This window comes from Candidatus Nitrotoga sp. M5 (assembly GCF_927904885.1).
In the GTDB taxonomy this organism is placed as follows: domain Bacteria; phylum Pseudomonadota; class Gammaproteobacteria; order Burkholderiales; family Gallionellaceae; genus Nitrotoga.
Genome location: NZ_CAKMNW010000009.1, coordinates 1 through 13,020 on the forward strand (window position 1 = coordinate 1; position 13,020 = coordinate 13,020).

Here is a 13,020-nt window from a genome sequence, read left to right on the forward strand (position 1 = left end):
ATTATTTAATCATGTGCTTGGTGAAACTTGCTTTCACACAACCCGTTTAAGCTAGCACGCTAGTATAAAACTGGTACCGCCCTGAATGGCGACGGTACCGTAATTTTACACAACTCACATGCACTATACGGACGGTACAGTTCAAGTTTTACAAGTGCGATCAGATCACTTTAAACTGTGATTGAAACACAAGCTTGAGTTCCAAGATTAACCACCTCATGAAACTCATCTACTATCTTGATACAGAAGTCATTCTTTCCTTTTTTCAGCAGATCCAAGCCAACTGTATAGCCATAGCTACCGTTTAACAAATGCACACCGGAATAATGCTTGCCGTTTATGTACAGATGACCATGCTCTTCACTGTATATAATGGCAGGGGATTGATAACGATATGTTCCTTCAGGTGCAAATTTTGTATAACCAGCATTTTGAGGTTGACGAGTCGTATCTACAAAGTTGCCACCGGGTGTGATTGCATATTGCAGCCTGACCTTTGATGGTTTTGAACCTGCATCTGGCATAGTATTTTCTGCGATTGCATTCATTGTGACCGTTGTGCCTTGACCACGTACGCCATTATCAAGTTTGAAGTATTGCAAAGAGCGGGTTAAGCCTGCACGGGTTTCTGCTGGTGTATAGCCGAGACCTGTCTCAATTGGAGCTACGCAATATGGAGCAGCACTGGCTACACAGCCGCCAGTTCCGTTCAGCCTGTCTCCCGCCCATGATTCGTCAAAGTCAGTATCGTATATAGGCTTGCCATCTACGTATGGGATGGCAGTTTTGTAATTTGGGACAAATTTAGTGGGCTGTTTGCCATGATAGCTGGCTTGTCCGGCACCACCTTCTTCACCCGCCCATTTATCGATATGATGTTTTCCAATGTTAAATTGGCCTTGCGTTTCATATTGGTATGCAGGTGCAACCTCACCGCCGCCGGGAGGATAGTTACCTGGTATGCCGAGTTGTGCTTCAGGATGCAGATTGCCGGCTTCTTCATCGAGTGAAATTTCACCTGCCGGAGGTAGGAAATTGTATTCAGCCTTTGGGCCATCATATGCCATCGCAACTGGGGAACTAATAGCAAGCAGTAGTGCCAGTGAGTTAACTCTGCGCATAATTATTACTCCTCTAAGTAAATTAATAAAAAAGATAAACCCACTCGTACCGTCCGCGGGGGCTCTTAGAAACTTCTAACAGCTGGTGCAGCGTAACATAATGTTAGTGAGTATTGCAAAAAATATTTAAAATTTTGAGCTATGACTTAATAGCTTTATATTCTCTGTTACCTAGCAGCTTGTCGGACTTAAAGTAAACCGACTCCAAATTAAGTTGAAGCAGCTATGTTCCGCCACTTTCTGGGTAACAGAGTTACTACTATACTCTGCTAAATTGTCAAAATCTAGCCTCGATCAGTTAAATTGTAGCTACGATTCTTTATGGACGACAGGCTGCCCGAGTTTAACAATGATGCAGCAATATGCTGTCATTAATCTAGAAGAGGTGCTGCTTCAGCAATAGATCTCCCCAATAATGGAGATCATCCAAGCTATGTAGCACGAGATGAGCTGCGGGTGGCACGTGATTCGACGTGATGCAAGAGTGGCCCGAGCGAGTGATGAAGGGAGTTAGTCTCGTGTTATCTGATCGTATTCAACACCTGCTCTAGGTATATACCAGTAACACTTGCTGGATTGGCAGCGATGTCTTTTGGTGAACCTTGTGCAATGATATGTCCGCCGCCCTCACCGCCCTCAGGGCCAAGGTCTATTATCCAGTCGGCGGTCTTTATTACGTCGAGGTTATGTTCGATTATTACTACAGTATTTCCTTGGTCACGCAGCTTCTGAATGACTTTTAAAAGTAAGGAAATATCGTGGAAATGCAGGCCAGTCGTGGGTTCGTCCAAGATATACAGAGTACGTCCGGTGTCGCGCTTGGAAAGCTCAAGCGACAATTTGATACGTTGCGCTTCGCCGCCGGATAGCGTGGTTGCACTTTGTCCCAATGTAATGTAGCCGAGTCCTACGTCGAGCATCGTTTGTAGTTTTCGTGCGATGATTGGTACCGGTTTGAAAAACTCATGTGCATGTTCCACGGTCATCTGCAAAATCTGGTGGATGTTTCGACTCTTATATTGCACCTCTAGCGTTTCGCGGTTGTAGCGCATGCTGTGGCACACGTCGCATGGCACATAAAGATCAGGCAGAAAATGCATTTCAACTTTGATTACGCCATCACCTTGACAGGATTCGCAGCGCCCGCCTTTTACGTTGAACGAGAATCGTCCTGGACCATAGCCGCGCTCACGCGATTGCGGTACGCTGGCGAATAGCTCGCGGATGGGAGTAAACAGGCCAGTATAGGTGGCGGGGTTGGAACGTGGGGTACGTCCTATGGGTGACTGATCTACGTTAATGACCTTGTCAAAAAATTCCAGCCCGTCGATTTTTACGAACGGCGCAGGTTCGGCGTTGCTTCCATACAGGTGCTGTGCGACTGCCTTGTACAACGTGTCGTTGATGAGGGTGGACTTGCCGGAACCAGACACACCTGTTACGCACACCAGCAGGCCGACAGGGAGATTAAGTGTGACTTCTTTCAGGTTGTTGCCACATGCACTCTGAATTTGCAGCATGCGTGCCGGATCGGGGGGTAGATATTTTTTTGGGGCTTCAATGTTGCGCCGACCGGAAAGATAATCACCCGTTAGCGATTGCGGGTGGGTACACACTTCTTGTGGCGTGCCTTGCGCGACGACCATGCCCCCATGCTCACCCGCACCGGGCCCCATGTCCACTACGTAATCAGCCGCATGGATGGCATCCGCGTCATGTTCCACAACAATTACACTGTTACCCATGTCGCGCAGGCGTTTCAGCGTCTCCAGCAAGCGATCATTGTCACGCTGATGCAGGCCGATGGAAGGTTCGTCCAATACATACATCACACCTGTCAGGCCGGAGCCAATTTGCGAGGCTAGGCGGATGCGCTGTGATTCGCCACCAGACAGAGTCTCTGCCGAACGATCTAACGACAGATATTCCAAACCCACGTTGTTGAGGAAAGTAAGGCGGCTAGCAATTTCATGTACGATTCTTTCCGCGATAGCCTGCTTGTGACCTGGTAACTGCACCTGTTGAAAGAATGTGAGCGCTTGCTTCAAGGGTAATGCGCTTAATTCGTAAATGGCATGGTCTGCGATGCGCACGTTGCGGGCCTCTAAACGCAGGCGTGTGCCCTTACATTCAGGGCAGACGCAGGTGTTGAGATGTTTCGCTAGCTCCTCGCGTACGGCAGGTGATGCGGTTTCCTTGTAGCGCCGCTCGAAATTATTAACGACGCCTTCGAACTCATGCTCGCGTAGCGTGGGCTTGCCGCGCTCGTTGAAATAGCTGAATGGAATTTTTTCCTTGCCACTGCCGTACAAAACAATCTCCTGTGTTTTTTCCGGCAGGCTTTCAAATGGGCGTTCCAGATCAAAATCGTAATACTTGGCCAAGCTGTCCAGCATCTGGTAATAAAATTGGTTGCGTCGATCCCAACCTTTTATTGCCCCAGAGCTTAGTGATAATTGCGGGAAAGCCACAATTCGTTTTGGGTCGAAGAAACTGGTGCTGCCCAACCCATCGCATTTAGGGCAGGCACCCATCGGGTTGTTAAATGAGAACAAGCGCGGTTCCAGCTCAGGCAATGAATAGCTGCAGATTGGGCAAGCAAACTTAGCTGAAAATATATGCTCTTTGCCACTATCTATTTCCACTGCCAATGCGCGTCCGTCGGCATGACGCAATGCAGTCTCGAATGATTCCGCCAAGCGTTGCTGGTTATCTGCGTTGGCCTTCAGCCGATCCACCACAATCTCAACAGTATGTTTTTTGTTTTTTGCCAGAGTGGGCAGCTTATCTATCTCATGCACGGTGCCGTTTACGCGTAGCCGCATAAAACCTTGCGCACGCAACTCGTTAAACAAATCGACTTGTTCGCCTTTGCGTTCAATAACTAATGGAGAAAGAATCATGATGCGCGTGTCTTGTGGTAGTTGCAGCACATGGTCCACCATCTGCCCAACGCTTTGGGCCTGTAACACCAGATCATGCTGTGGGCAATAGGGATCACCTGCACGCGCAAACAGCAGGCGCAGGTAGTCGTGAATTTCTGTCACCGTGCCAACGGTAGAACGCGGGTTATGCGAGGTGGCTTTTTGCTCAATGGCGATAGCAGGTGACAAACCTTCGATCAAGTCTACATCTGGCTTTGCCATTAATTGCAAAAATTGGCGCGCGTAAGCTGAAAGTGACTCGACATAGCGTCGTTGCCCCTCGGCATATAAAGTATCGAAGGCTAGGGAAGACTTGCCGGAACCCGATAGTCCAGTGATAACCACAAGTTGATTGCGCGGCAAATCGAGGCTGATGTTTTTCAAATTGTGTGTGCGAGCGCCGCGTATTTTGATACTGTCCATACCGGTTACCGTAGGTTGAGCTAAACCTGCTAATATACGCGATTTTTCGCGCTTTAAATACTTCAATATGGAACACAAGCCTGATTCAATGACTCAACTTGAGCGCCGTGCCAGCATGGGCTTAGCCGGTATTTACGGTTTGCGCATGTTGGGGCTGTTCATCATTCTGCCGGTATTTGCACTTTATGCCGCTGAGCGCCTGCCCGGCGGTGAAAATCATGTCCTGATTGGCATTGCCCTCGGTGCTTACGGCCTGACCCAGGCTGTGTTGCAGATCCCTGCCGGCTGGATTTCCGACCGTTACGGGCGCAAGCCCGTGATCTATGCTGGACTCCTTTTATTTGCGATCGGCAGTTTTATCGCAGCTTCGGCAGACAATATTTATTGGGTCATCGCCGGGCGTGCGATTCAAGGCGCAGGGGCAATCAATGCTGCAGTGATGGCGTTAACCGCCGACCTGACACGCGAGGAAGTCCGCACCAAGGCGATGGCGATGATAGGTATCACCATTGGTATTACATTTTCGATATCACTGGTTCTGGCACCGGTTCTGTATCAAGCGATAGATGTGCCCGGAATTTTTGCACTTACTGGCGCCTTGGCTCTTCTGGCTATGTTGTTTGTGGCCTTTATAATTCCTAATCCTGCTATCACGCGTTTCCATTCTGGTTCCGGGGCGAGTAGCAAGCGATTTGGCGATGTGCTGCGTAACAAAGATTTGCTGCGGCTCGATTTCGGTATTTTTTCCTTGCATGCAATCCTGATGTCGGTATTCATGCAAGTGCCATTCGTACTACAAAAGAACGGGCTGGAAATTGCGCAACATTGGCAAGTATATCTACCGGTTATGCTGCTAGCCCTCGTGTTGATGGTGCCACCCATCATCGTCGCCGAGAAAAAAGCAAAGATGAAGCAGGTGTTTATGGGCGCGATTGCGCTGGCAGCGCTAGGCCAATTATCATTAATGCTAATGCAGAATAGTGTATGGGGGGTGATGCTGTCACTGTTGCTGTTTTTTACCGCATTTAACGTACTGGAGGCGACATTGCCTTCAATGATCAGCAAGATTGCTCCACTGGCGTCCAAGGGAACAGCAATGGGCGTATATAGCAGCGTGCAATTTCTCGGCGCATTCCTTGGTGCGATTGTGGGCGGTTTTTTGATGCAATATTACGGCGGCAATGCTGTGTTTGCATTCGCAGTAGGTTTGTTATTGCTGTGGTTGCTAGTTGCCAGCACCATGCAGCCGCCTGCAGCGGTGCGTACCAAAATGTACCCATTGCCAGAAATGGATGGGCGCGCGGGCGCTGAATTGCAACAAAACTTAGTGCAATTAAATGGGGTGCGCGAAGCAATGGTGGTGCCAGCCGAATGCATGGCTTGTCTTAAAGTGGATATGAGTGGTTTTGACGAAGACGCGGTAAAAAATTTAGTGAAAGGGTAATGACATGTCGGTAAATAAAGTGATTTTAGTAGGGCGGTTGGGTAAAGATCCGGAAACACGTTACATGCCCAATGGCGAAGCAGTAACCAATGCCACCTTGGCTACCTCAGAAAACTGGAAAGACAAAAGCGGCGAAAAGCAGGAAAAAACAGAATGGCATAACCTGACTTTCTATCGACGCCTGGCGGAAATAGCTGGAGAGTACCTGAAGAAAGGTTCTATGATTTATGTTGAAGGCAAGCTTGCCACGCGCAAATGGCAGGACAAGGAAGGCAAGGATCGCTATACCACTGATATCATTGTTAATGAGATGCAGATGCTATCCAGTAAATCTGGTAGCGGTAGTTTTGACACGGTGGGTAATTCTGCTGCATCATCAACTAGTGCGCCTGCTACTAGTAAACCGACACCAGCCAAGAGCGGTGGCTTCGATAACTTCGATGATGACATACCGTTCTAAAAATCCTGGGACTGTTTTGTTGATATTAAATAATTAACCCCCTGCAAAAACAGGGGGTTAATTATTTAATATCCGATTTTATTGGTTAACACAGCCAGATGTGTATAAGTTACATTGACGCTCATGTAGTTGCATAGCACTTCGATTAGACCCTCTGCCCGGTATCAATACAGTTCAGAGCATTGAGGGTGGTAATCGGATATGTACGCTTCAAATAATACAAATCTGCACATACCTAAATATACATATTGAATTTAATACGTAGCAATTTAAATCTTATTGCGTGGCGTATTCACAAATTAAGCAAAAATCATTTGCTACGTGGAACGAAGTACATGGTCGTTGTTCCGCACGCGAAGGACCCGTCCATGCATGAAATCAAAATATAAAATAAGATATAGCAAAAATTAAGCTGTAATTATTGGACTATGGTGTAGCAGGCTCGCTTACGGATGATGCGTCATTCGCTGTAGACGCCCCTTTAGCAGCTTGCTCCATAGCATACACAGCTTCTGGAGCCATGTAGTTTTCATCATGTTTGGCCAGCACCTCATCCGCGCGGAACACGCCTCCATCTTCAATCTTGCCATGTACTACTACCCCTTTTCCTTCCTTGAAAAGGTCGGGCAAAAAGCCCTTGTACACAACCGGCATAGTCTTAGCGGAATCGGTTACGCTGAAATGCACAGTTAAACCATCGCTTTGTCGCTTGATACTGTCCATAGCAACCAATCCGCCCATGCGAAAACCACGCCCTTGCGGCGCTTCGTCATTAAACACTTGAGTTGGGGTAAAGTACAAGCTGATATTATTTGTTAGTGCATTTAACACTAAACCTGTAGCAGCACCCAAAGCAACGAGAGCGATAATTATGTAGGCAAGTTTTTTTTGGCGCGGTTTCATGTTAGTTTATTTCCAATATCAATATTATTTCAGTTTAAATGTTTTAATGAGTTGGCGCGACTTCAGTTGTTTCGAGTTGGTTTTGTAACGTTTGTTCCGTCGGGCAAAGAAGTTCTCCACGTTTGTGTTTACATAGATAGGTATTTTGTCCAATTTACGTCATAAATCTTCTGCGTTACTTGTCAGGCGCAATTGTTGCAAGATAACTGTTCTTCTGTGGCGCACCATCACCATTTCAACTATGAATATCAGCAGTGCCATGCCGAACGACCCCCATACGTACCAAGCATAGCCATTCATGGCAAAAAACTCACCCCAGTTCATCGTTTAATCTCCATGAGCTCAGATACCCATTGGGCTTTGCTTTCTCGCTCTAAAATGATACTACGCACACGTATTAATGAAATCGTAATGGCATATAGCCAGACCGCCAGCATCATGGTGTACATTCCCTGCTGCATAGCCACATGCATGCTAGTGCCGGTGAGTTTGACTGAGGCTCCTTGATGCAAGGTGTTCCACCATTGCACTGAAAAGTAGATGATAGGAACATTGACCGAGCCTAATATGGCGAGTAATGCACTGGCACGGTCGGCACGACGAGGATCATCGATCGAGGCATGCAAAGCGATAAATCCAAGATAAAGAAATAGCAAGATGAGTTCAGAAGTCAGTCGCGCATCCCATACCCACCATGCACCCCACATCGGCTTGCCCCATAATGCGCCAGTCCATAATGAAAGAAAGGCAAGTAGCGCACCTGTAGGAGCCAACGCACTAGCCATCATGGAAGATAAGCGCGTATTGAAAATGAGTCCTAGCGCGGCATAACCTGCCATGACCAGATAAATAAACATGGACAGGATGGAAACAGGTACATGTATAAACATGATGCGATAAGCTTCGCTTTGCTGGACGTCAGTCGGTGCCACAAAAAAACTAATATAAAGACCTGCAACAAACATGATTGCGGCCGAACAGGCGAACCACGGTACCATCTTGCCGGCTGCCCTATAAAAGGAGCTCGGCGAGGAATATTTAAACCAGTTTATAGCCAATATCTACTCAATTAAAAAAATACACTATGTGCTTTATTCCATCGAAATACGCAGAGCGAGAGCCGTCACCCATGGTGTAAATGCCAATGCCATCACTAGTAGCGCACCTAGCAATGATAAATGAGAACTTACACTGGTACCGCTTATAACGGCCTCCACTGCCCCTGCTCCAAAAATCAACACTGGGATGCACAATGGCAACACCAGTAGTGACACTAATGCTCCGCCGCCGCGCAGCCCTAGCGTCAACGCCGCGCCGACAGCGCCTATCATACTGAGTGTCGGCGTGCCAAGGAGTAGTGCAATGATCAATACCCCTATGGACTGCGCCGTCATATCAAACTGCAAGCCCAGCACCGGAGCCATGATTACCAACGGCAAACCGGAGACCATCCAGTGCGCCAAAATCTTAGCTAACACAAGCACCGACAGTGACTGCGGAACGAGTAACATCTGCTCCAGAGTCCCATCTAGATGATCCGCCGAGAATAAGCGACCCAGTGATAACATTGAAGCTAGCAAAGCTGCTACCCAAATCACGCCGGGAGCCATATTGCGCAGCATATCCGCTTCGGGACCTACGCCTAATGGAAATAGACTGACCACTATGACGAAGAAAATTAGTGTCGTCACTACATCAGCACGGCGCCGCATGGCCAACACCAGATCACGGCGAATCATTATGCTCAACAAACCAATCAGCGACAACTTGTTCATGTCAGTGCAAGTCGCCGCGTTGCAACCCCCACCACTTCCAGTGGCTGATGGGTTGTGTAGATCACCATGCCGTTATTCACCAGATGCTCACTAATCAATTCTTGCATTAGCTCAACTGCGCCAACGTCTAGCGCAGTGAGCGGCTCATCCAGTATCCATAAAGAGGCATTGCTAAGCAACAAACGCGCCAATGCCACACGCCGACGTTGTCCTTGAGACAGCACTTTGACCGGCAAAGTTTCCCGTCCGCGTAAACCCAGACGACGTAACGCAGCGATTACCTGCTTGTCATCCATCTTGCAGCCAGCCAGTCCTGCACCAATGCGCAAGTTTTCCAACGCATTCAATTCGTCTTTGATGGCATTCAGATGGCCAAGATAAATTATCTCGGCATAAAATTGATCGCCCAGCTCACGTATGTTCTGCCCGTGCCAAAGGATTTCGCCCGTATCAGGCATTATAAAACCGCATAGAGTACGCAGCAGGCTGGTTTTGCCACTGCCGTTGGCACCCTGCACCTGCAACAACTCGCCAGGTGACAGAGAAAAATTCAGGCCAGAAAATAGCAGATGATCTCCGCGACTACAAGCAAGATTACTAATTTCCAGCATTGCGTGGTCGATTTCCGCTCAATTAAAATAGCGCGGAATTGTATACGATTGCACAAGTGCGTGTTAGTCAAAAAAGTAAAACTGAGTGCTTCTGCAATATAACGGCATTTGTAAAATGGTATGGCTTTTAAAGCCGATCAGTATATGTTTGACTTGTCTGCCAGACAAGCTGCACGGTGTTGCGTACTATAAATTTTGCCTGTCCGCATCAACAGGCTTAAAGAGAATGTTAGATTCGTTGAGTAAGTATAGGGTAGAGAAACGCATTAATCGCGTAATTGTCGTTGATAACGATTCACTGCATTGTTGTGTTCACTTAATGTATTTGAAAATTGTGAACTGCCGTTCCCACGCGCGACGAAATATAGAGCATCGGTCGAAGCGGGATGAAGCGTCGCCTGTATCGAGGCTAGCCCTGGCAGCGCGATTGGAGTAGGTGGCAGGCCTGCTCGAGTATAGGTATTGAAAGATGTATCAGCCAGCAAATCGCGCTTTCGTAAATTACCGTCGAAACTCTCTCCCAATCCGTAAATGACGGTTGGATCAGTTTGCAGTGGCATTCCCTTGCGTAGGCGGTTGATAAATACGGCCGCTATCATGCCTCGATCACTTGCCAGTCCTGTTTCTTTTTCCACAATAGAGGCCAGTATTAATACCTCATAGGTTGATTTAAAAGGCAAGTCAGGCGCGCGTTTTTGCCAGCTTTCCTGCAGGTGCAATTGCATAGTCTTGTAGGCGCGTTTCAACAACGCGAGATCACTTGAGCCTTTGGTGAAATAATAGGTGTCAGGAAAAAAATGTCCTTCTGCATAATCACCTGTTGCGCCGATATGTTGCAGTATCTCTGCTTCGGAAAGGGTCGCGCTATCATGCTGTATGGCTGAATTGCTATTCAATGCTGCGCGGAATTGATTGAATGTCCAGCCTTCAATTATGCTGAATTTACTCTGAGCGGCTTTTCCTTCGGTCACGATAGTTAATAACTCCAACATCGGGACCGCAGTTGTTAGCTCATAGTTACCAGCCTGTATCTGTGCAGATTTGCCCAGCATGCGCGCCAACAAGACAAACATCCAATCATTGGGTAGTGCGCCAGCGTGATGCATCTGTCGCGCCGCGACTTTTAGACTGCTGCCCTTATTGAGGGTAAACTCCAATGGAGACGTAGGCAGGGTCAATGGACGGGTAACATAATAGCCAATTGCACTCGCCAGTAGCACGGCCAAAAGTAGCACCAAGAGCAGCAAACGTTTAATCGTGCGCATGGCTCAGCCATTCCTGCACTTGCATGGCAATCGGATGATGGTTCCAATCAATGCCTGACAGCTCACGAACTGGCCATAACCCAATCACACTATTCACCATAAATATTTCGTCGGCAACCAGTAATTCCGCCAGCCCAAACTGACTGACCCAACACGGCACACCATGTCTGGCGGCCCATTCAATCACGCGTTCACGCTGTATCCCGGCCACACCGCAGTTGGACAAATTCGGTGTAAATAATTCGCCGTCCCGAACCATAAATAAATTGCTTCGTATACCTTCAATCACATTGTCAAAATTATCCAGCAACAGTCCCTCTGCGATGTCTGGGTCACAACATTCCGCAGCAGCTAATACATTTTCCAAACGGTTAAGGTGCTTAATGCCAGCCAATTTTGGTTGATGAGCCAAGCGTAATTCACATACCCTAAGCTTTATACCGTGCGAATAATTTCTGTCTGGACAATCAAATGGAGGAGCGAAAGTCAGAATGCGTGTTGAAATCATATTTTCGGCTGGAGCATAGCCACGAGCTGACTGTTCGCCACGTGTAATGATTATTTTAGCTACACCATCGGAGGGCCGCTGCTCAATCAAACGCTGCAATTCCTCTGACAGCAGCGCCGCTTCTGGACAAGTGATTTGTAATGCAATGCAATCTTGTTGCAACTTGTGATAATGACGCGACCAACATTGTATGTATCCACCGAGGACACGAAGCGTGCGGAATACGCCATCCCCATATATCAAGCCGCGGTCATGAATGCTAATATGATCTCTAGGCACGCCATTGATTAGCATGTAGCTCCTTGAGATGTGCAAAAGTTTTAAACCTTACCGAACACCAAAGTTGCATTGGTGCCGCCAAAGCCGAATGAGTTGGACATAGCGACATTAATTGTCATATTGCGCGCAATATTAGGGACATAATCCATATCACACGATTCATCCTGCTCGAAAATATTAATGGTAGGCGGGGCAATCTGGTTGTGAATGCTAAGTGCTGAAAATATAGCCTCTATGCCGCCCGCTGCGCCCAGTAAATGTCCTGTCATGGATTTGGTAGAACTGACCTTGACCATCTTCGCATGTTCGCCAAGGCAACGCTTCATTGCCATGGTTTCAGCCAAATCGCCTAGCGGGGTGGAAGTGCCGTGCGCATTAATATAGTCTACCTGATCCACATTAAGTCCAGCGTTGCGCAAGGCATTATTCATACAGCGCGCTGCGCCCTCACCGTCCTCGCGCGGCGCAGTCATGTGGTATGCATCGGCACTCATGCCATAACCTGCTACTTCGGCGTAAATTTTTGCACCACGAGATTTGGCATGCTCATATTCTTCCAGTACTAAAACTCCAGCACCTTCTCCCATCACAAAACCATCGCGCCCTTTGTCCCATGGACGGCTAGCGGTAGCAGGATCGTCATTGCGAGCGGAAAGCGCTCGTGCAGAGGAAAACCCCCCTAACGCTAGTGCACAAATGGACCCCTCAGAGCCGCCTGCGATCATAATGTCGGCGTCCCCATATTCGATTAACCGGGCAGATTCGCCTATGCAATGAGTGGCTGTGGAACAGGCTGTCACCATGGATAGATTTGGTCCTTTGAATCCATATTTGATGGACAGATTGCCTGAAATCATATTAATAATTGTACCTGGAATAAAGAACGGCGAGATTTTGCGTGAACCTGCCGCCAGATAGTCGTTGTGACTATCTTCAATCATCGGCAGCCCGCCGATACCAGATCCAATATTGACACCGATGCGCTCGGCATTTTGTTCAGTTACCTCGATCCCCGCGTCTTTAATTGCTTCTATACCAGCTGCCAGGCCGTAATGCATAAATAAATCCATACGCCGCGCATCCTTAGCCGAGATGTATTGGGTCACATCAAACCCTTTTACCTCCCCGGCTATCTGCGACGTAAACAGGCTGGCATCAAAACGAGTGATGTGGGTGATGCCCGATTTGCCATCAATGATATTTTGCCATGCTTGGGTAATTCCTGTACCAACAGGTGAAACAATACCCAAGCCAGTAATGACGACTCTGCGTTTTGTCAAACCGAACTCCGTTATTTTAAGGAAAAA

The 13,020-nt window shown here is 47.8% G+C and carries 12 protein-coding genes; 2 read left to right on the forward strand and 10 right to left on the reverse strand.

The window, feature by feature from the left end; all coding sequences use genetic code 11:
- Positions 1-170 precede the first annotated feature (170 nt).
- A complete protein-coding gene (locus MJ770_RS03635) occupies positions 171-1,121 on the reverse strand; it encodes a hypothetical protein (RefSeq protein ID WP_239250248.1) in 951 nt (316 codons plus the stop codon).
- A gap of 521 nt (positions 1,122-1,642) precedes the next feature.
- Positions 1,643-4,468, reverse strand: coding sequence for an excinuclease ABC subunit UvrA (uvrA, locus tag MJ770_RS03640; protein WP_239250249.1), 2,826 nt, complete (start codon positions 4,466-4,468; stop codon positions 1,643-1,645).
- Between the two features lie 88 nt (positions 4,469-4,556).
- On the opposite strand from uvrA, the gene MJ770_RS03645 reads away from it, so the two are divergent.
- Together MJ770_RS03645 and MJ770_RS03650 are read left to right on the forward strand one after the other, a co-directional pair.
- The gene (locus tag MJ770_RS03645; RefSeq protein WP_239250250.1) at positions 4,557-5,912 is read left to right on the forward strand and encodes an MFS transporter; all 1,356 of its coding nucleotides are present in this window, start codon (positions 4,557-4,559) and stop codon (positions 5,910-5,912) included.
- A gap of 4 nt (positions 5,913-5,916) precedes the next feature.
- Entirely contained in the window at positions 5,917-6,372 is a 456-nt protein-coding gene (locus MJ770_RS03650; RefSeq protein WP_239250251.1) for a single-stranded DNA-binding protein, read from the forward strand.
- 426 nt (positions 6,373-6,798) lie between these two features.
- Here the strand turns inward: MJ770_RS03650 and ccmE are convergent, their stop codons facing one another.
- From ccmE to fabF, 8 genes are all read right to left on the reverse strand, one after another.
- Positions 6,799-7,275 carry a cytochrome c maturation protein CcmE gene (ccmE, locus tag MJ770_RS03655; RefSeq protein WP_239250252.1) on the reverse strand — a complete coding sequence of 159 codons (477 nt, stop codon included), beginning with the start codon at positions 7,273-7,275 and terminating at the stop codon, positions 6,799-6,801.
- A 159-nt stretch (positions 7,276-7,434) separates the two neighbouring features.
- Positions 7,435-7,599 (reverse strand): heme exporter protein CcmD, encoded by a 165-nt coding sequence (gene ccmD, locus MJ770_RS03660; RefSeq protein WP_239250253.1) that lies wholly within the window; start codon positions 7,597-7,599, stop codon positions 7,435-7,437.
- Positions 7,596-8,333 carry a heme ABC transporter permease CcmC gene (ccmC, locus tag MJ770_RS03665; protein WP_239250254.1) on the reverse strand — a complete coding sequence of 246 codons (738 nt, stop codon included), beginning with the start codon at positions 8,331-8,333 and terminating at the stop codon, positions 7,596-7,598. Before ccmC ends, ccmD begins: the two co-directional genes overlap by 4 nt.
- A gap of 33 nt (positions 8,334-8,366) precedes the next feature.
- Positions 8,367-9,050, reverse strand: coding sequence for a heme exporter protein CcmB (gene ccmB / locus MJ770_RS03670; RefSeq protein ID WP_239250255.1), 684 nt, complete (start codon positions 9,048-9,050; stop codon positions 8,367-8,369).
- Positions 9,047-9,661, reverse strand: coding sequence for a cytochrome c biogenesis heme-transporting ATPase CcmA (gene ccmA / locus MJ770_RS03675; protein WP_239250256.1), 615 nt, complete (start codon positions 9,659-9,661; stop codon positions 9,047-9,049). The genes ccmB and ccmA overlap by 4 nt, the downstream gene beginning before the upstream one ends.
- A gap of 266 nt (positions 9,662-9,927) precedes the next feature.
- Positions 9,928-10,926, reverse strand: a complete 999-nt coding sequence (gene mltG / locus MJ770_RS03680; RefSeq protein ID WP_239250257.1) for an endolytic transglycosylase MltG — start codon at positions 10,924-10,926, stop codon at positions 9,928-9,930.
- The gene (pabC, locus tag MJ770_RS03685) at positions 10,913-11,728 is read right to left on the reverse strand and encodes an aminodeoxychorismate lyase (RefSeq protein ID WP_239250258.1); all 816 of its coding nucleotides are present in this window, start codon (positions 11,726-11,728) and stop codon (positions 10,913-10,915) included. The genes mltG and pabC overlap by 14 nt, the downstream gene beginning before the upstream one ends.
- 26 nt (positions 11,729-11,754) lie before the next feature.
- Positions 11,755-12,993, reverse strand: a complete 1,239-nt coding sequence (gene fabF, locus MJ770_RS03690) for a beta-ketoacyl-ACP synthase II (RefSeq protein WP_239250259.1) — start codon at positions 12,991-12,993, stop codon at positions 11,755-11,757.
- Positions 12,994-13,020 lie beyond the last annotated feature (27 nt).

Excerpts from the sequence above, each read along its gene's own strand:
- MJ770_RS03635 (WP_239250248.1), bottom strand. The coding sequence starts at position 1,121 with ATGCGCAGAGTTAACTCACTGGCACTACTGCTTGCTATTAGTTCCCCA.
- uvrA (WP_239250249.1), bottom strand. The coding sequence starts at position 4,468 with ATGGACAGTATCAAAATACGCGGCGCTCGCACACACAATTTGAAAAAC.
- MJ770_RS03645 (WP_239250250.1), top strand. The coding sequence starts at position 4,557 with ATGACTCAACTTGAGCGCCGTGCCAGCATGGGCTTAGCCGGTATTTAC.
- MJ770_RS03650 (WP_239250251.1), top strand. The coding sequence starts at position 5,917 with ATGTCGGTAAATAAAGTGATTTTAGTAGGGCGGTTGGGTAAAGATCCG.
- ccmE (WP_239250252.1), bottom strand. The coding sequence starts at position 7,275 with ATGAAACCGCGCCAAAAAAAACTTGCCTACATAATTATCGCTCTCGTT.
- ccmD (WP_239250253.1), bottom strand. The coding sequence starts at position 7,599 with ATGAACTGGGGTGAGTTTTTTGCCATGAATGGCTATGCTTGGTACGTA.
- ccmB (WP_239250255.1), bottom strand. The coding sequence starts at position 9,050 with ATGAACAAGTTGTCGCTGATTGGTTTGTTGAGCATAATGATTCGCCGT.
- ccmA (WP_239250256.1), bottom strand. The coding sequence starts at position 9,661 with ATGCTGGAAATTAGTAATCTTGCTTGTAGTCGCGGAGATCATCTGCTA.
- mltG (WP_239250257.1), bottom strand. The coding sequence starts at position 10,926 with ATGCGCACGATTAAACGTTTGCTGCTCTTGGTGCTACTTTTGGCCGTG.
- pabC (WP_239250258.1), bottom strand. The coding sequence starts at position 11,728 with ATGCTAATCAATGGCGTGCCTAGAGATCATATTAGCATTCATGACCGC.